Genomic DNA, 24,570 nt, shown 5'->3' with positions numbered 1-24,570 from the left:
GGGACTCCGTCATTGCACCCACTGGGTGCTGCGCAGCAGCCACAACAGCGCGAAACCGAGAGCGGCAGCCACCCCCATTCCGGTCCATGCACGCAGGCCGGTGCGGAAGCTGAAGGCCCACACCGCCGCCAGCATCCACAGCGGGACGAAAGCGATCAGGCTCGGCACCACGGCCCGTTCCCAGGGGCCGGGCGGCAGCCAGGCCACCAGGCCGGTGGCCGCCGCGGCGACCAGGAAACCGGCCAGCAGCGCGGCGAAGGCGCGCGGCCACATCAGCCGCGCTCCGCGGCGTACGGGCGCGTCCACGCGGCCAGGTAGGACAGGGCCATCGCGGCAAGCATCCAGCCGGCCAGGGTCACGCACAGGCCGGCGGCCAGCCCGAGCTGCCCCATCCACAGCCACAGCCCGGTCGCAAACGCCACCAGGCCGATGTGGCGGCCGAGTCGGCCGGCGCGTCGCAGGCGCGGCCAGCGGCAATGTGGCGAGGCGGCGTAGAAGGCCAGCGCGGAGAACGCCGAGGCGATGCCACCGAGCACGCAGTACAGCGCCGCAGCGAAGTCGGTACCTGTCACGGGTACGACGGCGGGGCGGGCCAGGCCTGGCGCGGAAGACGGGGCCGGGCAGGCCGGGCCCGGCGGACGGCGAGTGTCATGGCGGATCCTTGGGGGGAGGCGTCGCCGGACGTGGCACGGCGATCCGCGCATGGTAATCATTGCGGTTTCCGGGCGCCACAGCGCCACGTTCAGGCGCTGCCCGGGCAGGCGGAGCGGCATCGCGACCCGGATTGGTTTAAGATCAAGCCATCTCTATCGATGGCAACAAGGTGGCCCGCGCCCGGCGCCGGTCTAGCGTGTGACATGAGCACTACCACCGCCCACCGCTGAACGTCCCGACGGCCCCTGACGCAGGCGCCTTCGTGGCGCTTTTTTATTGCCGATTCCCCTGATTCCGTACCTTCGGCCCGCGCGGCGGGCCCACCAGCCAAAGCCTATTCATGATCGCCATCACGCTCCCCGACGGCAGCCGCCGTGAGTTCGAAAACCCCGTCAGTGTCATGGACGTCGCCCAGTCGATCGGCGCCGGCCTGGCCAAGGCCACCATCGCCGGTTCGGTGGATGGCGTGCTGGTCGATGCCAGCGACGTCATCGACCACGATGCCAGCCTGCGCATCATCACCGCCAAGGACGAGGAGGGGGTGGAGATCATCCGCCACTCCTGTGCCCACCTGGTCGGTCATGCGGTCAAGCAGCTCTACCCCGACGTCAAGATGGTGATCGGCCCGGTCATCGCCGAAGGCTTCTACTACGACATCTACGCCGAGCGCCCGTTCACGCCGGAGGACATGGCCGCGATCGAAAAGCGCATGGGCGAGCTGATCGCGCAGGACTACGACGTGATCAAGAAGGTGACCCCGCGTGCGGAGGTCATCGAGATCTTCAAGGCGCGTGGCGAGGACTACAAGCTGCGCCTGATCGAGGACATGTCCGATGACATCCAGGCGATGGGCATGTACTACCACCAGGAATACGTGGACATGTGCCGTGGTCCGCACGTGCCGAACACGCGCTTCCTCAAGGCCTTCAAGCTGACCCGCATTTCCGGTGCGTACTGGCGCGGCGATGCCAAGAACGAGCAGCTGCAGCGCATCTACGGCACCGCGTGGGCCGACAAGAAGCAGCTCGAGGCGTACATCAAGCGCATCGAGGAAGCCGAGATGCGCGATCACCGCCGCATCGGCAGGCAGCAGGAACTGTTCCACCTGCAGGAAGAGGCGCCGGGCCTGGTGTTCTGGCACCCCAAGGGCTGGGCGCTGTGGCAGGTGGTCGAGCAGCACATGCGCAAGGTGTACCGCGACAGCGGCTATGGCGAAGTGCGCTGCCCGCAGATCCTGGATGTCTCGCTGTGGCAGAAGTCCGGCCACTGGGACAACTACCAGGAAAACATGTTCTTCACCGAGTCGGAGAAGCGCACGTACGCGGTCAAGCCGATGAACTGCCCGGGTCACATCCAGGTGTTCAACCAGGGCCTGCACAGCTACCGCGACCTGCCGATCCGCTACGGCGAGTTCGGGTCGTGCCACCGCAACGAGCCGTCCGGCGCGCTGCACGGCATCCTGCGCGTGCGTGGTTTCACCCAGGACGACGGCCACGTGTTCTGCACCGAGTCGCAGATCGAAGCCGAAGTGACCGCGTTCCACCAGCAGGCGCTGGCGGTGTACACGACCTTCGGTTTCGAGGACATCCAGATCAAGATCGCGCTGCGCCCGGAAAAGCGCCTCGGTGATGACGCCACCTGGGACAAGGCCGAGGGCGCGCTGCGCTCGGCGCTGGGCAGCTGCGGCGTGGAATGGCAGGAACTGCCGGGTGAGGGCGCCTTCTATGGCCCGAAGATCGAGTACCACCTCAAGGACGCCATCGGCCGCACCTGGCAGCTGGGCACGATGCAGGTCGATTTCATGATGCCCGGCCGCCTTGGCGCCGAGTACGTGGACGAAAACAGCCAGAAGAAGCACCCGGTCATGCTGCACCGGGCCATCGTGGGCTCGATGGAGCGCTTCATCGGCATCCTGATCGAACACCACGCCGGCGCCTTCCCGTCCTGGCTGGCCCCGATCCAGGTGGTGGTGGCCAATATCACCGATGCGCAGGCTGAATACGTGTCCGAGGTCCGGAAAACCCTTGCAGATCAAGGCTTCCGGGTAAACGCCGATTTGCGCAACGAGAAGATCGGTTATAAGATTCGCGAGCATACGCTGCAGCGGGTCCCGTACCTGCTGGTGGTTGGCGACCGTGAGAAGGAAAATGGCGCCGTGGCCGTGCGTACGCGCTCTGGCGAAGATCTGGGCAGCATGTCCGTCCAGGCCTTCATCGAGCGGTTGCAGGCAGAACAGTCCGTGTAAGAAAGTCCCGGCCCTGCGGATGATCCGCTCAGGGCCGGTTTGATTCCTCTGGGAGATTGCAATATCAGTACCCCTGACAACAAACAGAACCGCAAGAATCAGGAAATCCGGGTGCCGCGCGTACGCGTGATCGGCAGCGACGGAGAAATGATTGGCGTGTTGACGCGTGACGAAGCGCTGTCGATGGCCGAAGACGAAGGTCTGGACCTGGTCGAGATTCAGCCGCAGGCTGATCCGCCGGTGTGCAAGATCATGGACTTCGGCAAGTTCAAGTTCGAAGCGCAGAAGAAGGCCAACGAGGCCAAGAAGAAGACCAAGCAGGTCGAGATCAAGGAAGTGAAGTTCCGCCCGGTCACCGATGAAGGCGACTACCAGATCAAGCTGCGCAAGATGCGCGGGTTCCTGGAAGAGGGCGACAAGATCAAGGTCAACATCCGCTTCCGTGGTCGTGAAATGAGCCATCAGGAACTGGGTCGCGAAATGGCCAACCGGATCGAAGCCGATCTGGGTGAGGACATCGTGATTGAGTCCCGTCCGCGCCTGGAAGGCCGGCAGATGGTGATGATGATCGCGCCGAAGAAGAAGTAACCGGCTGTCGGGCCTGCGCCCGACCGCGTGGGTGGACGCCGGGCCATGCCCGGCTGAACCCGCCGCCGCTGCCGGCAGAGTCGGTTCGCGTGAAAGGCAGGGGGCGCCAACGGCGCCTTCAGCCGCTCTGTGTAGACAGGGCGGGATGCCGCCCCCTGCGCGGTGTCCACACCCTTCAGGTTCGCGCACCCGCGCCAAACGCCCGTTCAATCAATCGGTTGCAAGTGCCTGTCTGCGCGGGCATAATGGGCGGCCCCGTATTGCGGGGGTGCTGTTTTGAACGGTTTCACGCTTTTCAACGGCAACAGGACCGGCCTGGTTCCCAGTGGGGATCCCGGGCTTACAAGCAGGCAAGGGCACGGACGGAAAGTGTGGCAATGCCACCGCCCTGGTCAGTGACAAAACACCATCAAGGACATTGCAATGCCCAAGATCAAGACCAACCGGGCGGCGGCCAAGCGTTTCCGCAAGACCGCCTCCGGCAAGTTCAAGGCTGGCCACGCCAACCGTAGCCACATCCTCACGAAGAAGTCGACCAAGCGGAAGCGCAATCTGCGTCAGACGAACCATGTTCGTGCAGAAGACGCAGGCCGTTTGAACCGTATGCTTCCCTACCTCTGAGGACTGACCCATGGCACGAGTAAAGCGTGGCGTACAGGCGCGTCGCCGTCACAAGAAAATCCTGACCCTGGCGAAGGGTTATTACAACGCTCGCCGCAAGGTCTTCCGCGTTGCCAAGCAGGCCGTGATCAAGGCACAGCAGTACGCCTACATCGGTCGTAAGCAGAAGAAGCGCAATTTCCGTTCGCTGTGGATCACCCGCATCAACGCGGCTGCCCGCATCAACGGCCTGAGCTACAGCCGTTTCATGAATGGCCTGCTCAAGTCCGGCATCACCCTGGACCGCAAGGTTCTGGCTGACATCGCCGTGCACGACGCAGCCGGTTTTGCTGCACTGGCCGAAAAGGCCAAGGGCGCACTGGCGGCATAAGTCCATTCCCCTGCCGTTGCCGTTCACGCGCAACGGCTGTGGGTAAGGCAAATGCATGGGGAAGGGCGCAAGTCCTTCCCCATTCTTTTTTGTGTTGGCGATGGCCCTCCCGGTGCCATCGCTCGACAGCGGTGGCGACGGGGGTCGGCCCGACGCGCATCGCGATGGCATACCGACGCGAGGCTCCGGCTATCCATGAGTGACATCCAATCCCTGACCACCCAGGCGCTGGCCGACGTGGCTGCTGCCCAGAGCCCGGACGCGCTGGAAGCCCTGCGCGTGGCACTGCTCGGCAAGAGCGGCAGCATCACCGCCCAGCTCAAGCAGCTCGGCGCACTGCCCGCCGACGAGCGCAAGGCCGCCGGTGAGGCGATCAACCGTGCCCGCGACGCGCTGACCACCGCGCTGGGCGAACGCAAGGCCGTGCTGGAAGACGCTGCGCTCGACGCGCGCCTGGCCGCCGAAGCGATCGACATCACCCTGCCGGGGCGCCGCGACGAACGTGGTGGCCTGCATCCGGTCACCCGTACCCTGGAGCGCATCACCGAGATCTTCGGCCGCCTCGGGTATGAACTGTCCGAAGGTCCGGAAATCGAAGACGACTGGCACAACTTCGAAGCCCTGAACTTCCCGCCGCACCACCCGGCGCGTGCGATGCACGACACCTTCTATTTCGGCGATGGCCGCCTGCTGCGCACGCATACCTCCGGTGTGCAGGTGCGCTACATGGGCGACCACGCGCCGCCGCTGCGCATGATCGCCGCCGGCAAGGTCTATCGCAGCGACAGCGACCAGACCCACTCGCCGATGTTCCACCAGGTCGAAGGCCTGCTGGTCGACGAGCATTCCACCTTCGCCGACCTGAAGGGCACGCTGTCCGAGTTCGTGCGCGCCTTCTTCGAGCGCGACTTCGAGATGCGCTTCCGCCCCAGCTACTTCCCGTTCGTCGAACCCGGCGCCGAAGTGGACATCGCCTGGCAGCAGCCCGACGGCAGCACCCGCTGGCTGGAAGTGCTCGGTTGCGGCATGGTCCACCCGAACGTGCTGCGCAACGTGGGCATCGATCCGGAGCGCTACACCGGCTTCGCGTTCGGCCTGGGCGTGGAGCGTTTCGCGATGCTGCGCTACGGGGTCAACGACCTGCGCGCGTTCTTCGAGAACGATGTGCGGTTCCTGAAGCAATTCGCCTGATGACGGCATGCCGGGCAGCGCCCGGCACCACGATTGTTGAATTACGGCCAGGCGCATGCGCCGGCCCACCAGGGTGACACCATGAAATTCTCTGAAAACTGGCTGCGCAGCCACGTCCCGACCACCGTTTCACGCGATGAACTCGGCGCGGTGCTGACCGCCATCGGCCTCGAAGTGGAAGAGGTCGATGCATTGGGCGAGGGCCTGCAGCATGTGGTAGTGGCGCGGATCGTGTCCGCCGAACGCCATCCGGAAGCCGACCGCCTGCAGATCTGCCAGGTCGACGCAGGGCAGGGCGAGCACCTTCAGATCGTCTGCGGTGCCCCGAACGCGCGCGCCGGGCTGGTTGCACCGCTGGCGATGGTTGGTGCGCAGATCGGCGAGCTGAAGATCAAGCCGGCGCAGCTGCGCGGCGTGGCCTCCAACGGCATGCTGTGCTCGGCCAGGGAACTGGGCCTGGACAGCGATGCATCGGGTCTGTTCGAGCTGCCCGACGATGCGCCGGTCGGCCAGTCGCTGGTGGAGTACCTCGGCCTGCCCGACGCCAGCATCGAGATCAAGCTGACCCCCAACCGCGCCGACTGCTTCAGCATCCGCGGCATCGCCTTCGACGTGGCCGCCGCGTGCGCCAGCGAAGTGGTGCCGTTCGATGCCGCACCGGTCGCGGCCGTGGGCAGCCGTGAGCTGACCATTGCGCTGCAGGCCGGCGCCGAGGCACCGCGTTTCGTTGGCCGCGTCATCGAAGGCGTCAACCCGCGCGCGGCAACCCCGCTGTGGATGGCCGAGCGCCTGCGCCGCAGCGGCGTGCGGCCGGTGTCGCTGCTGGTGGACATCACCCAGTACGTGATGCTGGAACTGGGTCAGCCGATGCACGCCTACGACCTGGACACCCTGCAGGGCAGCATCGGCGTGCGCCGTTCGCGCGCCGGCGAATCCGTGAAACTGCTCGACGGCCGCGACGCCGCGCTGGACGACAGCTTCCTGGTGGTGACCGACGCGGACCGTCCGGTCGCGCTGGCCGGCCTGATGGGCGGCTTCGATACCCGTGTCACCGACGACACCACTGCCGTGTTCCTGGAGGCGGCGCACTTCGCGCCGGCCGCCATCATGGGCCGCGGCCGCAAGCTGGGCCTGCATACCGATGCCGGACACCGCTTTGAGCGGGGCGTGGACCCGGCGTTGCCGCGTACGGCGGTCGAGTACGCTACCCGTCTGATCCTGGACCTGGCCGGCGGCACGCCGGCACCGGTGACCGAAGCCGTCAATGCCGGCGACCTGCCGGCAACCGCTGCCATCACCCTGCGCCGCGCGCGCATCGCCCGTGTGCTGGGCATCCAGATCGCCGATGCCGACGTGGAGCGGATCCTGCGCGCGCTGGGCATGGACGTGACCGCCGCGGCCGAGGGCTGGCAGGTCACCGCGCCGAGCCGTCGCTTCGACATCGCCATTGAAGAAGACCTCATCGAGGAACTGGCCCGTATTCACGGCTACGAGCGCATCCCGACCACGCTGCCGGGCGGTGCCTCGCGCGTGGCGATGCCCAGTGAGACCCGACTGGACGACCTCAGCACCCGCCGGCAGCTGGTGGCCCGCGACCTGCAGGAAACCATCAATTACGCCTTCGTCGACGCCAACCTGCTCGCGCAGTGGCAGCTCGCCGAGGCGCTGGTGCCGCTGGCCAACCCGCTGTCGGCCGAACTGGCCGTGATGCGCCCGTCGCTGCTGCCGGGCCTGGTCGCCACGCTGGGGCGCAATGCCGCCCGCCAGCTGGGCCGCGTGCGCCTGTTCGAGCTGGGCCGCGTCTTCCACCGCCAGGCCGGCGAGGGCCAGCCGGCACCGCTGGAAACCCAGCGCGTGGCTGCGGCCATCTGTGGCGACGCCGATACCCAGCAGTGGGGCATCGCTTCGCGCAAGGTGGACTTCCACGACCTCAAGGGCGACCTGGAGTCGCTGGCCGCCGCCAGTGGCGCGGTACTGACCTTCCAGCCGTCGCAGCGCCCCTACGGCCACCCGGCACGGTCAGCCGAGGTGCTGCGCGACGGCGTCAACCTGGGCTGGATCGGCCAGGTCCACCCGCGCCTGGCCAAGGCGCTGGACATCGACGTGGACGTGTACGCCTTCGAGCTGGACCTGGCGCTGTTGGCCGCCCGCGCCCTGCCGCGTGCCAACGAGCTGTCGCGTTACCCCTCGGTGCGCCGCGACCTGGCCTTCCTGGTGCCCGAAGCGGCCGCCTGGACGGACCTGGAGGCAACCCTGCGCCGGGCCGTCGGGCCGCTGCTGCGGGAAGTCATCCTGTTCGACCGGTACGTCGGGCAGGGGGTCGAGCCAGGCTTCAAGAGTCTCGCTATGGGCTTGATTTTGCAGGACAAGTCGCGCACTCTGACGGACCGCGACGTGGATTCGGTAGTGGCCGAGGCGGTCACTGTCATGGAGCGTGAACACCACGCCCGGATCCGTGGTTGAGCGGGAAGCATGGGGGTAGCAGGCAATGGCATTGACCAAGGCTGAGATGGCCGAAAAGCTGTTCGACGAAGTCGGTCTGAACAAGCGTGAAGCCAAGGAATTTGTCGACGCGTTCTTCGATGTGTTGCGAGAGGCATTGGAACAGGGACGTCAGGTGAAGCTCTCCGGCTTCGGCAATTTCGACCTGCGGCGCAAGAACCAGCGCCCGGGTCGCAATCCCAAGACCGGCGAGGAAATTCCTATTTCCGCCCGCACGGTGGTCACCTTCCGTCCGGGCCAGAAGCTCAAGGAAAGGGTGGAGGCATATGCTGGATCCGGGCAGTAACCGCGAACTTCCGCCGATACCGGCCAAGCGCTACTTCACCATCGGTGAGGTCAGCGAGCTGTGCGATGTCAAACCGCACGTGCTGCGCTACTGGGAAACCGAGTTTCCCAGTCTCGAGCCGGCCAAGCGGCGCGGCAACCGTCGCTACTACCAGCGCCACGACGTGCTGATGGTGCGCCAGATCCGCGGCCTGCTCTACGAACAGGGCTACACGATCGGCGGCGCGCGGCTGCGCCTGGAAGGCGCCGGCGCGCGCGACGAATCGGCACTGAGCAACCAGATCATCAGGCAGACGCGGATGGAACTGGAAGAAGTGCTGCAATTGCTGCGCCGCTGAACCCTTTTTCGATCGGATCGTTTATACTCGTCGGCCCGCTGCAAGGCGGGGACATTGCCAGCATCATCGGGGCGTAGCGCAGCCTGGTAGCGCATCTGCCTGGGGGGCAGAGGGTCGTCGGTTCAAATCCGGCCGTCCCGACCATTGTTGGCGATCAGAACAAGGGCTTGCACAGCGATGTGCGGGCCCTTTTTCGTTGCACGCTGTTCCAACCTGCCTAGTCGAAGTAGAACGACACACCCAGCCCGGCCTGCAGATCGGGGCTGGCGTTGTCCAGGCCGACATCGAACGAGGCATCCAGCTGCACGCGCGGGCGCAGCATCCAGGTCACGCCGGCACCGGCGATGGCGGTGGAGGGATCGCCGTCGCTGTCGGTGAAGCCCAGTTCGACATAGCTGCTGACCGTGTCGGTGAGCGCCACGCTGAGGCTGGGCGACCAGGTGAATTCGTCCGCGCCCGCGCCGCGCACTGCGTTGGCGTACAGCGCGCCGCTCCACCGGTCGTTGAAGATGTATTCGTAGCTGGCCCCGAGCGCGTACTGTGTGCCGCCCTCGGAGAAGTCGCGGTCGCCGGTGGCGAATGTGCTGCTGGCGAGCAGGGCCACACTGTGCCGGTCCGATCCCGTGGGCAGGGCGAATTTGAGCGCCAGGCCGGCATCGCCCGCACCGCGTTCGGTGTGGGTGGGGCCGCCGCGCGGACGCAGCTGCAGCCGGTTCCACGGCGTGGCGAAGGCCTGCAGCTCCAGCCGTTCGGCCAGGCCCATGCGCAGGGTGATGTCGCTGCTGTACTGCGTGCTCAGCACGCCGTCGGCGTCGCGATCACGTTCCAGGCTGGGCAGGCCCAGTTCCAGCGCGAGCGCGCCACGCGGCACAGTGTCGGTGGAGAAGCCGATGCCGGGACGATCGAACGACGGCGGTTGCGTGTCGTCGCTGCCTTGGGCATGGGCGGTGGCGGCGAACAACAGCAGGCATGCAGCAACAGGCAGGCGCATCGACAACTCCCGGACAGGCAGCGGAACCACGGACCGTCCGCCGGCGGCGGACACGGCCGGGAGTATGCACACTCCGGCCGCGCGCGGATGTGCAGGGCGCGGCGGCGATGCGGCCGCCTCGCTCAGTGTGCCGGTCGCGTCATTGCCATCAGGGCGTGCAGGACGCGGTCGGTGTCGCCGGCGGCGGGCCGTCCCGTGCAGGCGCTTTGCAGCCATACGCCGTCGGCGGCGTAGCGGGCCGCGATCAGGCGTGGGTCGCGGCCTTCTTCGGGATGCTGCTGCAGGCGCTCGTGCAGCCAGCGACGGCGGGCGCTGATCCAGTCCGGTTCAACGCAGCGGGTGTGCGCGCCGGTGGCCGCCGAGCGCGACGCGTCCAGCAGCGTGGCGATGTAGGCGCGCGAGAAGCGGCCGTAGGCCATCGGGTCGATGGCCATGCGTTGGCGCACGGCGTCGTCGAAGCGCAACACCGCGGCCGCGCTGGCCTCCGTCGCGGGAACGGGTACGCCCGGGTGGGGCGCATGCGTGATCTTGCTGCTCGGGTTCATCGGTCGACTCCGTGGCGGGCGGGGGAATACAGAATCCATTCAATGACGGCGCGGCGGTCCGGCTCGATCTGCAGAGCGCGTCCGGTGATACGACGTACGGGTCCCCCGGGCATGGTCAGAAGCCGTAACTGAGGGAGACGGCCGCCGAATCCATATGGTCGCCGCGCGTCATCGGGCTGTCGCGCACCGCATCGGACAGCCGGCTGCGGCGCAGCGAGGCGGTGCCGGTCCAGTGCGTGCCCAGCGGCATCACCACGGTGACATCCATGTACGGCGACGCGCCGCTGCCGGCCTCGTAGCGGGCCAGGCCGCTGCGCAGCGCTTCGGCTTGGCTGACACCGAAGTAGTAATCGTTGAGTTTGCTGCTGGCGTAGTTGACGCCCACGCCCGGAATCAGCCGCACCTTGCCCACCGGCAGCGGGTAGCTGTAGCGCGCATCGGCAGCGACGCCGCCGCCGTGGCCGGTGACCTCGGCCTCGGCGCTGGCCTGCACCACGCCCCAGTCGGCGCTGTGGCGCCAGGCCAGACCGGCCATGCCGGACAGGCTGCGGTTGGAGAGCTGACGCAGCTGCGGGTTGTCGGTGTCGCGGTGCTTGAAGCGCATCATGTACGGCGACAGCGTGGCCGACAGCTCCGTGCCACCCTGATTGACCAGGCGGTAGCCCACCGCGCCGCCGCGGAAGTAGAACGATCTGCCTTCATAGCTGATCAGCGGCGCGGGGATGGTATCGGTGTCGTAGCCGGCGTAGGGCGACTTCAGGGCCACCACGGCCACTCCGACGCTGGTGCGTTTGGGAGCCGGGGCGGTGTCCCCGGCCTGGGCGGCGGGAACGGCCACCAAGGGCAGCAGTGCCAGCAGGGTGGCGGCCGGATGACGCGGGAGAGCGGGAAGACGGAGCTGCATGTACCTGTCGCGGGGGGAGGATCAGCGGACAGGATGGACGGGCTACATTGTCGGAACGTTGCGCTGGATCGCGCGGTACCATCGAGCCCCCCGCTCGCCCCCCGTATCCCGCATGCGCATCCTCCTGCTCGAAGACGACCCGGAAATGGCCGGCGCTATCCAGGTGAGCCTGGGCCGGCACGGCATGGTCGTGGACGTGGTGGGCAGCATGGCCCAGGCCGCCGAAGCGCTGCGCGCCGGCGTGCACCAGATCCTGCTGCTGGACCGGCAACTGCCCGATGGCGACGGTGCCGGCTTCGTGCAGGTGGCGCGCGGACTGATCGCCAACCTGCCGGTGATCATGCTGACCGCGCGCGGATCGGTCGCCGACCGGGTGACCGGGCTGGACGTCGGTGCGGACGATTACCTGACCAAGCCGTTCGCGGTCGAGGAGCTGCTGGCGCGCATCCGTGCGATCTCGCGGCGGCCCTCGCAGATCGCATTGCCTGAACTGGCGCTGGGGCGGCTGCAGTTTGATTTCGTGGCGCGCCAGGCCAGCGTGGACGGTGTACTGCTCGCGCTGCCGCGACGGCAGTTGCTGGTGCTTGAAGCGCTGGCGCTGCGCCAGGGACGCACGGTGGCGCGCGCGGCGCTGCTCGAAGCGGTGTACGGCTTCGACGATGCGATCCAATCCAACGCGCTGGACGCGCACGTGTCCAAGCTGCGCAAGGCACTGGCCGAAGCCGATGCGCGCGTGGAGGTGCACGTGATGCGCGGCATCGGCTATCTGTTGAAGGAGGCGTCATGAAGTTCCTCAAGCCCGGCTCGCTGTCCTTCAGCCTGGCCTGGAAGATCTGCCTGATCCAGATCACGATGGTGGCCATCGCACTGGGCGCGCTGGTGCTGGCGTACGGCGACCGCAGCGCGGCCTACATCGACTGGAACCTGAGCCAGACCCTGGCCGATGCGATCCAGGTCCACGACGACGCGCTGCGCGTGGACTGGGTGGCGGTGAATGCGGTGAGCCGTGATCGCCCGGCGGGCTTCTGGTTCGTGGCCGCCGATGAGCAGGGACGGCGCTTGACCCACGGCACCGTGCCGCCGGTCTACCGGTCGCTGGTGCAGCAGCTTCAGCACATAGAACCCACCGACGTCCGCACCCGCACCCGTGGCGATGAACTCGCCGTGCGGGTGATGGTGGGCGAGCATGGCGACGACCGTGTGCACGTGATGATGGGCGGCATGCCGCAGCACGGATTGTGGCGGCAGATGCTGGTGGTGATGCGCTATCTCGGGGGCTGGATCGCCGGCCCGCTGATCGTGATCACGCTGGTGGCCGCGCCCTGGGTAATCCATCGTTCGCTGCGCGGGGTGAACCGCATGGCCGCGCAGGCCGCCGCGATCCAGGTCACCGAGCGCGGCACCGGGCTGGACACGCGTGCGGTGCCGGCCGAGATCTACCCGCTGGTGGACGCCTTCAACGCAGCCGTGCGGCGGATCGGCGAAAGCTACGACGCGCAGGACCGTTTCCTGGCCGGCGCCGCGCACGAACTGCGCATGCCGATTGCGATTCTGGCCACGCGCATCGCCAACCTGCCCGCAGGTGCCGAGCGCGCACGCCTGCAGCTGGACCTGAGCCGGCTGGGCAACATCACCGAACAGCTGTTGGACCTGCAGCGCCTGGACCACCATGCCAGCCAGTCGCAGCGGGTGGACCTGGCCGCACTGACCGGCGACGTGGCCGGCGACGTGGCGCCGCTGGTGGTCGACGCCGGCTATGCGTTCTCGGTGGACGCGCCGTCGAAGCCGGTGTGGGTCCGTGGCGACCCGCATGCGCTGCACCGCGTGGTGGCCAGCCTGGTGCAGAACGCCATCGCGCATGGCGGCGGCCGCGGCACCATCGAGATCGCGCTGGACCCCGCCGCCGAGCTGTGTGTCAGCGATGACGGCCCCGGGGTGCCGCTGGCCGAGCGTGAATCGATCTTCGAACCGTTCCACCGGCTGCGTCCCAGCGGCAGCGGCAGTGGGCTGGGCCTGCACCTGGCACGCGAGATCGTGCATCGCCACGGCGGCACCATCGCCGTGGTGGAGGCGGCCACCGGCGGCGCGCGGTTCCGCATGCGGCTGCCGCTGGACAGCGCGTTGCCATGACCTATGGCAGGCGAAGCGCCCGGCGTGGGGGCGAAGAATCGGTCGGGTTCCCCCTTTCCTGGCGAGGCTGCATGAATCTGTCCCTGTGTGTACGTACTGCGGCCGTTGCCGCCGTGCTGTCGCTGTCGCTGTCAGCCTGTGCGACCACCGATGACGTTGCCGGCCCGCCGCAGTGCGAGGACTCGCCGCTGGTCAAGGAACTGCCCGACCAGGTGGCCCGGCGCGAAAGCCGGTGCCGCGACAGCATCCAGGTGTGGTCCAGCGAGAAGCGCGGCAGTGACCAGCCGCTGGACTTCAGCGGCAAGAACAAGGGCGATTGAGCCGTAGGCCGTGACCGCTCAGCGCGGTTGCGGCGTTTTCGCTGCCGGGCTGGCGCAGTAGGCGTCGATCGCCGCAGGCGTGTTGTCCAGGCCTTGTGCCTTGGCCAGCTCCCACGGCCGCTCGCACTGGCCGCTGCGCGCGCACCAGCGATAGCCGGCCGAGCCGATGCAGCCGTGGCTGTCGCGGTCGCCGCCGACAACAGGGGGCGAGGGCGGCGCTGACGGCACCGCGGGCGAGCAGGCGGCCAGCAGGCCGCAGGACAACAGAAGCGACAGGGCAGTCCTCATCGGGGCGGTGTCCGGGGGGCGATGGCCGCAGGGTAACGCCCTGCGGGCCCGCGATCCTGACGGCGTCCTCACCTGGCGCCGATGCGCCTGGGGTTCACCTGTCCATCACCACCGCTTGGGTGTGATGGCCCGGGCACGGCAGGGAGGCTGGCATCCGCACAGCCCCGCGCGTTGCCCCGGGAGAATCCGCATGATGCCTGTTTCCGCCGTGCGTTGGGCCCTGATTGCGCTTGCCGCCGCGTGCGTGCCGCCACCGGCGCAGGCCTGCACCCGCCTGGTGTATCTGGGCGACAACCAGGACGTGATCACCGCCCGCTCTATGGACTGGAAGACCGACGTCGCCACCAACCTGTGGGTGTTTCCGCAGGGTATCGCACGCGAGGGACAGGCCGGGCGCAATTCGATCCGCTGGACCTCGCGCTACGGCAGCGTGATTGCCAGCGGATATGACATCTCCACCACCGACGGCCTCAACGAGGCCGGCCTGTCGGCGAACCTGCTGTGGCTGGTCGAATCGGAGTATCCGCAGCAGCGCAGCGGCAAGCCGGGCCTGGCGATCTCGCTGTGGGCGCAGTATGTACTCGACAATTTCGCTACCGTGGCCGAGGCGGTCGCCGCGCTGGAGCGCGAGCCGTTCTCGATCGTCACCGATGCGGTGCCCGGCGAAGCACGGCTGGCCACGCTGCACCTGTCCATGTCCGATGCCACCGGCGACAGTGCCATCGTCGAGTACATCGGCGGCCGCCAGGTCATCCACCATGACCGGGCCTACCAGGTGATGACCAACTCGCCGGTGTTCGAACAGCAGCTGGCGCTCAACAGCTACTGGCAGCAGATCGGTGGCACGGTGATGCTGCCGGGAACGAACCGATCGGCCGACCGGTTCGCGCGCGCGTCGTTCTACGTCAACGCCATTCCCAAAAGCGAGGACCCGGTGGTCGCGCTGGCCAGCGTGTTCAGCGTGATCCGCAACGTCTCGGTGCCCTACGGCATCGCCACGCCGGGCGAACCGAACATTTCATCCACGCGCTGGCGTACCGTGGCCGACCACAAGCGCCGGCTGTACTTCTTCGAATCCGCGCTGACGCCGAACACCTTCTGGGTGGACCTCAACAGGATCGACTTCTCGCGGGCGACCGGCAGGGTTCTCACGCTGGACCTTGGACCGGACCAGCGCAATGTGTTCGCCGGCGACGCGCTGCCGCAGTTCCGGCCGTCGGCACCGTTCGCGTTCCTGGGCACGCCGGACTGAGCGGCTGGCCGGATCACGCCGGCCGGTCGGAGTCGAAAATTCAGACTATTCCGATGTTCCAAACGGAAGGGGCGATCTATCGTGGTTCCCGAGAGCTGGACGCTCTCCCGATGCCCCCGCGTGTGCCACCGGTTCCAGGGAACTGGAGGGTCGCCGCGTGCCCCCGCCACGGAAACGATAGGAATGCCCATCATGTTGATCACCGTGCAATGCCAGGAGCGCCAATGGCGCGTGGTTCATCCGTCGCGCCCGGACGCCATCGATTTCCCGAATGGTGCAGTGGCGTTTGATTTCGCCGATGCGATGGCGCGCGAGCATCACGCCAGTACCGGCGGCGCCAGCGCCGTGCGCGTGGAAGTGCAGGACGCGGCAGTGGAAGCGGTGCGTTACGGGTAACCGCGCCCGCGGGCGGAGGGTTCCCCGTGCCAGCGCCAGCCGCCGCAGTGCCCGCGGCGTCCGCTGGATACGCTGGGGACGTGGCCGATGCGGGTCCGGGAAGCGTCGGATCCGCTGATCGCGCTCCAGCCGCGCCGTGTCTGCGCCATCGACGGCTGTTCCACACGCCGCCGCCGCAGCGCATGCTGGAGGTGATGGTCTGCAGTGGCAGATGTGACAGCACCTCATGCGCGTCAGTCAGGCAGGCGTCGGTTACCTAAATAGGGCATGAAATCGACGACTTCCGGCCTATGTCGCCTACGGCCGCTTTGCCACATCCTGTTCGCCACCACCACACACGGTTTCGAGGCAGGCATGAGGAGCAATGGGATGAGGCAGGGAAAGCAGCGATGGCTGTGGGCGTTGCTGCCCTCGATGCTGGTGCTGGGCGCCACCGCGCACGCGCAGCAGTACGAACGCTATGACGACGGCTACAACAGTGGCCCGGTGCGCTGCGAGTCGAACAAGAACCGCACCCAGCAGTGTCCGCTGGACGGCCGCGCGCGGCTGGTGCGGCAGATTTCCGGCTCGCCGTGCATCGAAGGCGAGACCTGGGGCCAGGCACGCAATGGCGTGTGGGTGACCCGGGGCTGCCGTGCGGAGTTCATCGCCGAGCGTGGGCGTCCCTCGCATGGCGGTGGCCACTGGAATGGCGGCGGCGGCTGGAACAACGGCGGCGGCCGTGGCGAGATCATCAGCTGCGACTCCAAGGACCGTCGCGATCGCCGCTGCAACGTCACTATCCGCCGCGATGTGCGGCTGGTACGCCAGACCTCGGGCACGGCGTGCATCGAGGGGCAGACGTGGGGTTGGGACCGCAATGGCGTGTGGGTGACCGGCGGTTGCCGCGGCCAGTTCCTGGTCAACTGATTCCACCCGGGCCCCGTGCCTCGGGCGTCAGAAAAATCTGATACAGATCACAGTTTCGATGGATTACTGTGCGCGTCGTGGGCCGAATGCGGCCCCGACGCGCCAGAGTGACCGCGCCACGCTGGCGGCGGTCACGCTCTGGCCCGATATGCCGCCTCAAGGAGAGAGCAACGCATGTTGATCCGCCTGCAACTGGACGAGCGCCTGTGGCGCGTGGTCCACCCGGACAAGCCCGACGGGCTGCGTTTCCGCAACAGTGCCATCGCCTTTGATTTCGCCGACGCGTTGGCGCGCCTCCACCACGCCGATACCGGCCAGCGCAGCGCGGTGCGTGTGGAAGCCAGCGGTGCCTGCGTGGAAGCTGTGAGCTACGGCTGAGCGCGCGGTACCGGGCAACGCCCGGCACGCGCGGCGGGACTCAGCCTGCCGCGCTGAGCGGCTGGCCGAGGGTGGCCAGGGTCGGCCAGCGCTTGAGCACGGCGGCACGGATGCCGGCGGCATCGATACCGGCTTCGGCCAGCAGATCCTCGCGGCTGGCGTGGTGCTGGAAGCTGTCGGGCAGGCCCAGGTGCAGGAACGGCCGCAGCACGTCCTCGGCATTGAGCAGTTCGGCCACGCCGGAGCCGGCGCCGCCGGCCACGACGTTGTCCTCGAGGGTCACAAAGCCGTCATGGCGCTGCGCCAGCTCCAGCAGCAGGTCGCGGTCGAGCGGCTTGATGAAGCGCATGTTGACGACCGTCAGGCCGAGTTCGCGGCCCACTTCCTCGGCCGCCGGCAGGGTGCTGCCGAATGCGAGCAGGGCAACACGACTGCCGGGCACGCGTACCTCGGCCTTGCCGATCTCCAGTGTGGACAGGTCGGTCCCGGCCGCCACGCCGGTGCCGCTGCCGCGCGGGTAGCGCACAGCGGCCGGGCCGGGGTAGCGCAGGCCGGTGGTCAGCATCTGGCGGCATTCGGCCTCGTCCGACGGCGCCATCACCACCATGTGGGGCACGCAGCGCAGGAAGCTCAGGTCCAGGTTGCCGGCGTGCGTGGCGCCATCCGGGCCGACCACGCCGGCGCGGTCGATCGCGAACAGCACGTCCAGCTGCTGGACGGCCACGTCATGGACCAGCTGGTCGTACGCGCGCTGCAGGAACGTGGAGTAGATCGCCACGACGGGTTTGGCGCCCTGGGTGGCCATGCCGGCGGCGAGGGTGACGGCATGCTGCTCGGCGATGGCCACGTCGAAGTAGCGCTCCGGGTACTCCTTGCTGAAACGCACCAGGCCGGACCCTTCGCGCATCGCCGGGGTGATGCCGAGCAGGCGCGGTTCGGTGGCGGCGGCATCGCACAGCCAGTCGCTGAAGACGTCGGTATAGGTCGGCTTCTTGGCGCCGCCCTTGGCGATCAGGCCCTTGTCCGGATCGAACGGACCCACGGCGTGGTAGCCGATCTGGTCGCCTTCGGCGCGTTCGTAGCCCTTGCCCTTGGTGGTCATCACGTGCAGCAGCTTCAGACCCTTGAGGCTCCGGAGCGTCTTCAGCGTGGCCACCAGCGCCGGAATGTCGTGGCCGTCGATCGGCCCGGTGTAGTGGAAGCCCATTTCCTCGAAGAACGTGGACGGCACGAACATGCCTTTCCAGTGCTCTTCCCAGCGCTTGACGAAGCGCGCGGTGGGGTTGTTCTTCTTGTCGCCGAGAATCTTCTTGCCACCCTCGCGCAGCGCATTGAGCGTGCGGCTGCCGGTGGCGCGGCCGAGCATCTTGGTCAGTCCGCCGACGGCCTCGGAGATCGACATGTTGTTGTCGTTGAGGATCACCAGCAGGTTCGGCTCGGTCTCCATGCCGCCGGCGTGGTTCAGCGCCTCATAGGCCATGCCGGCGGTCATCGCGCCGTCGCCGATCACCGCCACTACCTTGCGGTCGTCGCCTTCGCGCTGGCGGGCGATGGCCATGCCGAGCGCGGCCGAGATCGAGGTCGAGGAATGACCGACGCCGAAGGTGTCGAATTCGCTTTCTTCGCGCTTGGGGAACGGCGCCACGCCGTCCTTCTGCTTGACGGTGTGGATCTGGTCGCGGCGGCCGGTCAGGATCTTGTGCGGGTAGGTCTGGTGCCCCACGTCCCACACCAGCTGGTCGACCGGCGTCTGGTACAGATAGTGAAGCGCGACAGTCAGTTCGATCACGCCCAGGCCTGCGCCGAAGTGGCCGCCGCTCTTGCCGACCGATTCGATCAGGTACGCGCGCAACTCGTCGGCAATGGCGGGCAGTTCGGATTCTTCGAACCTGCGCAGATCATCCGGTGACTGGATGCGCGCGAGGCGGGGATAGCGTGCGGAATCGATCATTTTTATCGCGCTTCTTCTCAAGCGCCTATTTTCGCCCCCAAACCGGGGTGGGGCAAGCAAACCGCCACGTCGGTGACCAAATGGTGAGGGTGCCTGCGTCAGTCTGCCGCGGTTCAGGCCGCCAGTTTGGAGCGCTTGGGCAGCTGTGCGCGCAGGAAGGCCATCTGGTCGGCCAGAATATTGCGGTTGGAGAGGATCATGTGCTCGATCCAGCTCGGCCGGTACGGCACCGCCAGCAGGGGCATGCCGGCCTGCTGCGGGGTCCGGTTGCTCTTGCGCGAATTGCAGTGGAAGCAGGCGCTGACCACGTTCTCCCAGACGTCCAGGCCGCCCTTGGAAATCGGCATGACGTGGTCGCGGGTCAATTGCGGGCGATTGAACTGCTGCCCGCAGTACAGGCACAGGTGCGAATCGCGCGCGAACAGCGCCGGGTTGGACAGGTTCGGGGTGGGGTCCAGCGCGCGCGAGCGCGCATGGCCGCGCGCGGCGATGATCGGGTGCAGGTCCATGCCGCTGCGCAGGCCGGTATCGCGGCTGATGCCACCGTGGATGTGCACGCAGGGGTCGCCGAGGGTCCAGGCGACGGCATCACGGGCGTAAAGGCAGGCCGCATCCTGCCAGGTGATCCAGTCCAGCACCCGCCCGTGGGCATCCAGCGACAACAGGCGGACCGAGCCGGGCCGGTGCAGCGTGGCGATGGGCGATGCTTCGGCGACCGGGGCGGACGAGGCTCCGGTATCGATCAGACCCAAGCGTGTAGTGTCTGTCTCCATCGGGAAAACAGCTTATACCCGAATCATTACGAATTGTGTATAGGCGCGCAACGGAGGTGCGCGCCGGGCCGGGCCGACGGTCGGTCGGCACCGGCCCTGCACAGTCAGGCCCCGAACCGCGCGTCGTCCATCGCCATCAGCGATTCCGCCCCGGCCTGGATGGCCGCCGCGTGGCTGAGCGTGCGCGGCAGCACACGGGCGAAGTAGAAACGCGCGGTCTCGCGCTTGGCCTGCTTGAACGCCTCGCTCTGGGCGGAGGCGTCGGCGGCGGCGACGCTGCGCGCCCACCAGTAGGCCAGCACCACGTAGCCCGAGTAGAACAGGTAGTCGAAGCTGGCCGCGCCCAGCTCGTCGGGGTTGCCGGCCGCGCGCTGCAGGGTGGCCAGGGTCAGCGAGCCCCACTCGTCGGCCTTGGCGCGGAGCGGGGTGATGAACTCGGCCAGCGCCGCGTCGCCCTCATTGGCCTTGGCGAACGCCTCGATCTCGGCCAGCATCAGCTTCAGGCCCGCGCCCTGGCTGGACGCGGTCTTGCGCCCGATCAGGTCCAGCGCCTGGATGCCGGTGGTGCCTTCGTACAGGGTGGTGATGCGCGCATCGCGGGCAAGCTGCTCCATGCCGTGCTCGCGGATGTAGCCGTGGCCGCCGAAGCACTGCAGGGCGTTGTAGGTGTTCTCGATCCCCCATTCGGTCTGGCAGGCCTTGGAGATCGGGGTCAGGAAGCTCACCAGCGTATCGGCGCGTTCCCGCTCGGCGGCATCGTCGGCGTGGTGGGCAACATCGACCAGCGTGGCCGCGTGCAGCGCGAGCAGGCGGCTGCCCTCGACCAGGGACTTGACCGTCAGCAGCATGCGTCGGACGTCCGGATGTACCAGGATCGGATCGGCCGGCTTGTCGGGGAACTTGGCACCGCTCAGTGCGCGCGACTGCAGACGGTCACGCGCGTACGCCAGGGCGTTCTGGTAGGCGCGCTCGGACAGGCCGATGCCCTGCAGGCCGACACCGAGGCGCGCGGTGTTCATCATGGTGAACATCGCCTGCAGGCCCTTGTGCGGCTGGCCGACCAGGTAGCCCTGGGCGCCATCGAAGTTCATGACGCAGGTGACCGAGCCCTTGATGCCCATCTTGTGTTCGATCGAGCCGCAGCGCAGCGCATTGCGTTCGCCCACGTTGCCGTCGCGGTCGACCTTGAACTTGGGGGTGACGAACAGCGAGATGCCCTTGGCGCCGGCCGGGGCGTCGGGGAGCTTGGCCAGCACCAGGTGCACGATGTTGTCGGTGAGGTCGTGCTCACCGGCGGTGATGAAGATTTTGGTGCCGGTGATCGCGTAGCTGCCATCGGCGTTCGGCTCGGCCTTGGTCTTGAGCAGGCCCAGATCGGTGCCGCAGTGCGGTTCGGTCAGGCACATGGTGCCCGTCCAGCGGCCTTCGATCAGCGGCTTCAGGAAGGCCTCCTGCTGCCAGGCTTCACCGTGCTGCTTGAGCGCTTCGATGGCGCCATGCGAGAGCAGCGGGAAGTTGCCCCACGCCAGGTTGGCGGCGTTGATCATTTCGTTGAGCGGCACGCCCAGCGTGTGCGGCAGGCCCTGGCCGCCCAGCTCGGGCGCGGCGGTAAGGCCGGTCCAGCCGCCCTCCACGAACTGCGCATAGGCCTGCTTGAAGCCGGGCGGGGTGGTGACCTCACCGGTGGCCTGGTCGAGCACGCAGCCGATTTCATCGCCCACGCTGTTCAACGGTGCCAGCACGGTGGTGCTGAAACGGCCGGCTTCTTCCAACACGGCATCGACCACGTCGGTGGTGGCATCGGCAAAGCCCAGGCGGGCAAACAGCGATTCCACCTTGAGGACGTCGTGCAGGGCGAAACGGATATCGGAAAGCGGGGCGGTGTAGCTGCTCATCGGTAGGTCTCGATCAGGTGCAAGGGAAGGCGGACACGCCGCCGGTCAGCGCAGCACGCCGGGCAGGCCGGGGGCCTGGTTGAGCGTGCTGCGTTGGTCGATCTCGAAACTGCGCTGCTTCTTTTCCTGCGGCGTGGCACTGACGGTGCCCGTGAGCCTGTAAGCCAGGGTGCGGTTGCCCGCCAGGGCGTCGGCCACTACCAGGCGGGCGCCGGAGGAAGGTTGCAGGCGCAGGGTGACGACGTCGGCGGACTCGCCGCCGATCGACAGTGCAGGCGTGGTCTGCAGGGTGCCCGCGTCTTCGTCGTCCACCTTCAGGGACAGCGCGACGGCATCGAAGGTCATGGGCATCGAGCTGAAATTCTGCAGCCGCAGGGCGACATCCCAGCCCCCGTCGGCGCGCACGGTCAACTGCTGCAGGCTCGCTGCCGGCGGCGAGACGCGTTTGACTACGCCGGTGTTGCAGGCGGCCAGGGCCAGGGTGGTGCCGGCCACCAGGGCGATCATCGCGGCGGTACGGAAGCGGTGGAACATGGGCGCAATCCTCGTGCAGGGTGCTGCGTGGGTGAAAGCATACTACGGCGTATGGTGGTTGTGCGGCCGCGCGGCGGCCTCCCCGCAAGGGTAGGCGGAGACGGTGTCGTTCAGGTAGGAGGACGCGTCGCGCCGCTCAGTCCAGCGGCGCCATGACCCGCAATGGGCCCAGGTCGTAACCCATCGCCTCGGCCCGGGCCTTGAGGTCGGCGAACTGCGCCTTGTCCATGCTCGGCGAGCGCGACAGGATCCACAGGTACTTCCGGTCCGGATCGCCCACGACCGCCCACTGGTAGTCCGGGTCCAGCGCGATCACCCAGTAGTCGGCCCACACCAGCGGCACCCAGGCCAGCCAGTCCGGTACGAAGCGCACCTGCAGCTGGCCAGGCTCATCCGGCACCGGACGCGCCACGCCCTCGGCCGCGATATGTCCGCCGTCCCCGGTGCGGCACGCGTTGTGCACGCTGATGCGACCGTCTGCGCGCAGCGCATAGGTGGCGGTGATGTCGCCCACGCACTTCTTCTGGAACGACACCGGCAGATGGGCGATCTCGTGCCACTGGCCGGCATAGCGTCCCATGTCCAGGGCGGGGACCGAACGCACCGGCGCGGCGGCGCTGGCGACGGTGGCCGACAGAAGCATGCCGAGGGCAAGCAGGGCAGGACGCAGACGCATGGGAGGACTCCTCGGTGGACGCTCGAGCTTAGGAGGCGGCGGCCGCGCCGGTGTAAAAGTTTCGTCATCGCGGTGTGGCGTGCCGGGGCATCGGCGACAGGCGGACGCACGGAAGGCGCCGTGTTTTCACGCATGCGCTGCGATGTGTTCACGACGACGGGACGGCGCGATGACTAGCTTGAATGCTCCAACGGTATCCCGACAGGGGAAAACAGCATGATCAAGTGGGCCATCATTTTTCTGGTCATCGGCCTCATCGCCGGTGCCCTCGGTTTCGCCGGCATCGGCGGGGCAGCCATCGGCATCGCCAAATTCCTGTTCTGGGCCGGCATCATCATCGCCGTCGTGCTGTTCCTGCTCGGCATGACTGTTGCCAAGAAGGTGAGTTAGCGCCCGCCAGCGGATGCCGCGAACGGCATGAGGCAAAAAAAAAGACCTGCATTTCTGCAGGTCTTTTCAAATAGTGGTGGCCGAGGACGGAATCGAACCGCCGACACGGGGATTTTCAATCCCCTGCTCTACCAACTGAGCTACTCGGCCACTTCATCGCTGCGTTGCCGCTGGCGAGGACGCGAATAATACGGAGGTCTGAGAGGTTCGGCAAGCCTTTCATCAAAAAAATTTCACATTTGCTGCTGAGGGTGCCGCGCGGCCTCGCGCATGCCGGCCAGCAGCACGATGCCGATTGCCATGAGGATCGTCGCCAGCAGCAGCGACGCGCGGTAGGAACCGCTGTCGCGGGCGAGCATGCCGGCCACCGTCGGCGCGATGATCTGCGCCACGCCGTAGCTCAGCGTGAGCGTGGCCATCGCCGCAGCGGGGTTCTGCGGATAGTGGCGGCCCACCACGGTAAGCGTGAGGCTGACGATGCCGGCGAAGGTGATCCCAAACAGCAACGCGCTGCCGACGCCCGCAGCGAGGCCGTCGTCGAGCAGCGGCAGCACGAACGACAGGGCCTGCAGCGCGAAGGCGACCCACAGCGCGCGGATCATGCCCACGCGCGCAGCCAGCCGATCCCACAGGAACGTCGACGGCACCGCCGCCAGGCCGACCAGCACCCATACCGCACTGCCATGCCCGCTGAAGACGGCGGTCTGTTCGAGTATGGCGACGATGAAGGTCGCGCCAATGGCGAAGCCGAAGCCGGCGCAGAAGTAGGCAGCGACCAGGAGCACGCGCCAGCGCCGTGATGGCGGTGGCGGCGCGCTGGCCAGGTGTGCCGCCGACGGCGCGGCGGGTGCCGGCATCCAGCGCCACGCCGGCACCAGGAAGACCACGCCGAGCAGCCCCAGCCAGACCCATTGTCCGCTCGAACCGGCGTGCCCGGCCAGGAGCGCGGTCGCCAGGCCGGACACCGCGATACCCAGTCCGAGCCCGGCGAAATGCAGGCCAAGCCGCGGTCGTCGGCGCTGCGCCAGCAGCCAGTTCAACACCAGCCCGGAGGCCAGCAGCAGGCCGGCGGTACTGGACATGCCGGCGATGAAGCGCAGCACGCTCCAGAGCCACGGCCGGGTGGTGCAGCCCATGAGCGCCGTGGCGGCCACCGCGAGCAGCAGGCCGGCCCGGTAGAAGCGGAACCGGCGCTGCGGGTCGCCGACGCGCGCCACCAGCAGGGTGCCGAGCAGGTAGCCCAGGTAGTTGAACGTTGCCAGCCAGCCGCCCTGCGCGGCGCTCAGCCCGGCATCGGCGCGCATCAGCGGCAACAGCGGCGTGTAGGCGAAGCGGGCCAGACCCACGGTGAGTACCAGGGCGCAGATGCCGGCGCCGATCACCTGCCAGGGGTGCAGCGACGACGGGGACGGCGGGGAGGGCAGGGTCATGGTGGTTGAGGGGG

Annotated in this window: 28 protein-coding genes and 2 tRNA genes; 17 read left to right on the top strand and 13 right to left on the bottom strand. The window is 67.7% G+C overall.

Translation table 11 applies throughout. The features are described from left to right. Nucleotides 1–9: 9 nt before the first annotated feature. Together OC534_RS08795 and OC534_RS08790 are read right to left on the bottom strand one after the other, a co-directional pair. Nucleotides 10–273 (bottom strand): hypothetical protein, encoded by a 264-nt coding sequence (locus tag OC534_RS08795; RefSeq protein WP_136003224.1) that lies wholly within the window; start codon nt 271–273, stop codon nt 10–12. Continuing rightward, nucleotides 273–572, bottom strand: coding sequence for a hypothetical protein (locus OC534_RS08790; RefSeq protein WP_262071671.1), 300 nt, complete (start codon nt 570–572; stop codon nt 273–275). The genes OC534_RS08795 and OC534_RS08790 overlap by 1 nt, the downstream gene beginning before the upstream one ends. 422 nt (nt 573–994) lie before the next feature. Between OC534_RS08790 and thrS the strand changes: the two genes are divergently transcribed. The 9 genes from thrS to OC534_RS08745 all read left to right on the top strand — a co-directional run bounded on the left by thrS (nt 995) and on the right by OC534_RS08745 (nt 8,938). Further along, nucleotides 995–2,899: a threonine--tRNA ligase gene (gene thrS, locus OC534_RS08785; protein WP_017355267.1), complete on the top strand. Its 1,905-nt coding sequence runs from the start codon at nt 995–997 to the stop codon at nt 2,897–2,899. A 48-nt stretch (nt 2,900–2,947) separates the two neighbouring features. Then, nucleotides 2,948–3,487 carry a translation initiation factor IF-3 gene (infC, locus tag OC534_RS08780; protein WP_026070650.1) on the top strand — a complete coding sequence of 180 codons (540 nt, stop codon included), beginning with the start codon at nt 2,948–2,950 and terminating at the stop codon, nt 3,485–3,487. Between the two features lie 423 nt (nt 3,488–3,910). Beyond that, the gene (gene rpmI / locus OC534_RS08775; protein ID WP_017355265.1) at nt 3,911–4,108 is read left to right on the top strand and encodes a 50S ribosomal protein L35; all 198 of its coding nucleotides are present in this window, start codon (nt 3,911–3,913) and stop codon (nt 4,106–4,108) included. 10 nt (nt 4,109–4,118) lie between these two features. Continuing rightward, nucleotides 4,119–4,478, top strand: coding sequence for a 50S ribosomal protein L20 (rplT, locus tag OC534_RS08770; RefSeq protein WP_017355264.1), 360 nt, complete (start codon nt 4,119–4,121; stop codon nt 4,476–4,478). Nucleotides 4,479–4,673: 195 nt separating this feature from the next. Beyond that, entirely contained in the window at nt 4,674–5,669 is a 996-nt protein-coding gene (locus OC534_RS08765; RefSeq protein WP_017355263.1) for a phenylalanine--tRNA ligase subunit alpha, read from the top strand. Nucleotides 5,670–5,750: 81 nt separating this feature from the next. After that, entirely contained in the window at nt 5,751–8,132 is a 2,382-nt protein-coding gene (gene pheT, locus OC534_RS08760; RefSeq protein WP_026070649.1) for a phenylalanine--tRNA ligase subunit beta, read from the top strand. A 25-nt stretch (nt 8,133–8,157) separates the two neighbouring features. Next, nucleotides 8,158–8,457, top strand: a complete 300-nt coding sequence (locus OC534_RS08755) for an integration host factor subunit alpha (protein ID WP_005410432.1) — start codon at nt 8,158–8,160, stop codon at nt 8,455–8,457. Then, nucleotides 8,438–8,794: a MerR family transcriptional regulator gene (locus tag OC534_RS08750; RefSeq protein ID WP_017355261.1), complete on the top strand. Its 357-nt coding sequence runs from the start codon at nt 8,438–8,440 to the stop codon at nt 8,792–8,794. The genes OC534_RS08755 and OC534_RS08750 overlap by 20 nt, the downstream gene beginning before the upstream one ends. A gap of 67 nt (nt 8,795–8,861) precedes the next feature. After that, nucleotides 8,862–8,938 (top strand) — tRNA-Pro (locus tag OC534_RS08745). Nucleotides 8,939–9,011: 73 nt separating this feature from the next. Here OC534_RS08745 and OC534_RS08740 read toward each other — a convergent pair. From OC534_RS08740 to OC534_RS08730, 3 genes are all read right to left on the bottom strand, one after another. Further along, a complete protein-coding gene (locus OC534_RS08740; protein WP_262071670.1) occupies nt 9,012–9,785 on the bottom strand; it encodes a transporter in 774 nt (257 codons plus the stop codon). A gap of 122 nt (nt 9,786–9,907) precedes the next feature. Then, nucleotides 9,908–10,330: a hypothetical protein gene (locus tag OC534_RS08735; protein ID WP_153165173.1), complete on the bottom strand. Its 423-nt coding sequence runs from the start codon at nt 10,328–10,330 to the stop codon at nt 9,908–9,910. Between the two features lie 115 nt (nt 10,331–10,445). Further along, complete coding sequence (locus OC534_RS08730) at nt 10,446–11,234, bottom strand: MipA/OmpV family protein (RefSeq protein ID WP_229296532.1); 789 nt, start codon at nt 11,232–11,234, stop codon at nt 10,446–10,448. 112 nt (nt 11,235–11,346) lie between these two features. Between OC534_RS08730 and OC534_RS08725 the strand changes: the two genes are divergently transcribed. The 3 genes from OC534_RS08725 (at nt 11,347) to OC534_RS08715 (ending at nt 13,684) form a co-directional block, all read left to right on the top strand. Further along, the gene (locus tag OC534_RS08725; protein ID WP_017355257.1) at nt 11,347–12,021 is read left to right on the top strand and encodes a response regulator transcription factor; all 675 of its coding nucleotides are present in this window, start codon (nt 11,347–11,349) and stop codon (nt 12,019–12,021) included. Next, complete coding sequence (locus tag OC534_RS08720) at nt 12,018–13,364, top strand: HAMP domain-containing sensor histidine kinase (RefSeq protein ID WP_262071669.1); 1,347 nt, start codon at nt 12,018–12,020, stop codon at nt 13,362–13,364. Before OC534_RS08725 ends, OC534_RS08720 begins: the two co-directional genes overlap by 4 nt. 71 nt (nt 13,365–13,435) lie before the next feature. Then, complete coding sequence (locus OC534_RS08715) at nt 13,436–13,684, top strand: hypothetical protein (protein WP_017355255.1); 249 nt, start codon at nt 13,436–13,438, stop codon at nt 13,682–13,684. Between the two features lie 18 nt (nt 13,685–13,702). Here the strand turns inward: OC534_RS08715 and OC534_RS08710 are convergent, their stop codons facing one another. Continuing rightward, a complete protein-coding gene (locus OC534_RS08710) occupies nt 13,703–13,972 on the bottom strand; it encodes a peptidase (protein ID WP_165699822.1) in 270 nt (89 codons plus the stop codon). Between the two features lie 190 nt (nt 13,973–14,162). On the opposite strand from OC534_RS08710, the gene OC534_RS08705 reads away from it, so the two are divergent. The 4 genes from OC534_RS08705 to OC534_RS08690 all read left to right on the top strand — a co-directional run bounded on the left by OC534_RS08705 (nt 14,163) and on the right by OC534_RS08690 (nt 16,907). Then, nucleotides 14,163–15,224 (top strand): linear amide C-N hydrolase, encoded by a 1,062-nt coding sequence (locus tag OC534_RS08705; protein WP_017355253.1) that lies wholly within the window; start codon nt 14,163–14,165, stop codon nt 15,222–15,224. A 192-nt stretch (nt 15,225–15,416) separates the two neighbouring features. Then, entirely contained in the window at nt 15,417–15,620 is a 204-nt protein-coding gene (locus OC534_RS08700) for a hypothetical protein (RefSeq protein ID WP_017355252.1), read from the top strand. 369 nt (nt 15,621–15,989) lie between these two features. Further along, nucleotides 15,990–16,529: a DUF3011 domain-containing protein gene (locus OC534_RS08695; protein ID WP_229296531.1), complete on the top strand. Its 540-nt coding sequence runs from the start codon at nt 15,990–15,992 to the stop codon at nt 16,527–16,529. Between the two features lie 174 nt (nt 16,530–16,703). Next, nucleotides 16,704–16,907: a hypothetical protein gene (locus OC534_RS08690; RefSeq protein WP_017355250.1), complete on the top strand. Its 204-nt coding sequence runs from the start codon at nt 16,704–16,706 to the stop codon at nt 16,905–16,907. Between the two features lie 40 nt (nt 16,908–16,947). Here OC534_RS08690 and dxs read toward each other — a convergent pair whose 3' ends face one another. The 5 genes from dxs to OC534_RS08665 form a co-directional block, all read right to left on the bottom strand. After that, nucleotides 16,948–18,858 (bottom strand): 1-deoxy-D-xylulose-5-phosphate synthase, encoded by a 1,911-nt coding sequence (gene dxs / locus OC534_RS08685; protein WP_262071668.1) that lies wholly within the window; start codon nt 18,856–18,858, stop codon nt 16,948–16,950. 113 nt (nt 18,859–18,971) lie between these two features. Next, the gene (locus OC534_RS08680) at nt 18,972–19,631 is read right to left on the bottom strand and encodes an HNH endonuclease (RefSeq protein WP_136003233.1); all 660 of its coding nucleotides are present in this window, start codon (nt 19,629–19,631) and stop codon (nt 18,972–18,974) included. Nucleotides 19,632–19,735: 104 nt separating this feature from the next. Next, a complete protein-coding gene (locus OC534_RS08675; protein WP_136003234.1) occupies nt 19,736–21,526 on the bottom strand; it encodes an acyl-CoA dehydrogenase C-terminal domain-containing protein in 1,791 nt (596 codons plus the stop codon). Between the two features lie 45 nt (nt 21,527–21,571). Continuing rightward, nucleotides 21,572–22,060, bottom strand: a complete 489-nt coding sequence (locus OC534_RS08670; RefSeq protein WP_017355246.1) for an LEA type 2 family protein — start codon at nt 22,058–22,060, stop codon at nt 21,572–21,574. A 136-nt stretch (nt 22,061–22,196) separates the two neighbouring features. Continuing rightward, nucleotides 22,197–22,736 carry a lipocalin family protein gene (locus OC534_RS08665; protein WP_017355245.1) on the bottom strand — a complete coding sequence of 180 codons (540 nt, stop codon included), beginning with the start codon at nt 22,734–22,736 and terminating at the stop codon, nt 22,197–22,199. 216 nt (nt 22,737–22,952) lie between these two features. On the opposite strand from OC534_RS08665, the gene OC534_RS08660 reads away from it, so the two are divergent. Beyond that, complete coding sequence (locus tag OC534_RS08660) at nt 22,953–23,126, top strand: DUF1328 family protein (protein ID WP_017355244.1); 174 nt, start codon at nt 22,953–22,955, stop codon at nt 23,124–23,126. A gap of 74 nt (nt 23,127–23,200) precedes the next feature. Here the strand turns inward: OC534_RS08660 and OC534_RS08655 are convergent. Further along, nucleotides 23,201–23,276 (bottom strand) — tRNA-Phe (locus tag OC534_RS08655). A gap of 83 nt (nt 23,277–23,359) precedes the next feature. Then, a partial coding sequence (locus OC534_RS08650) for a YbfB/YjiJ family MFS transporter (protein WP_316044057.1) occupies nt 23,360–24,570 on the bottom strand: 1,211 nt, incomplete at its 5' end.

Source organism: Stenotrophomonas sp. Marseille-Q5258 (genome assembly GCF_946900935.1).
In the GTDB taxonomy this organism is placed as follows: Bacteria; Pseudomonadota; Gammaproteobacteria; order Xanthomonadales; family Xanthomonadaceae; genus Stenotrophomonas; species Stenotrophomonas nematodicola.
The sequence above is the reverse complement of the archived record's forward strand: the minus strand, read 5'-3'. Positions and strand labels throughout refer to the sequence as shown.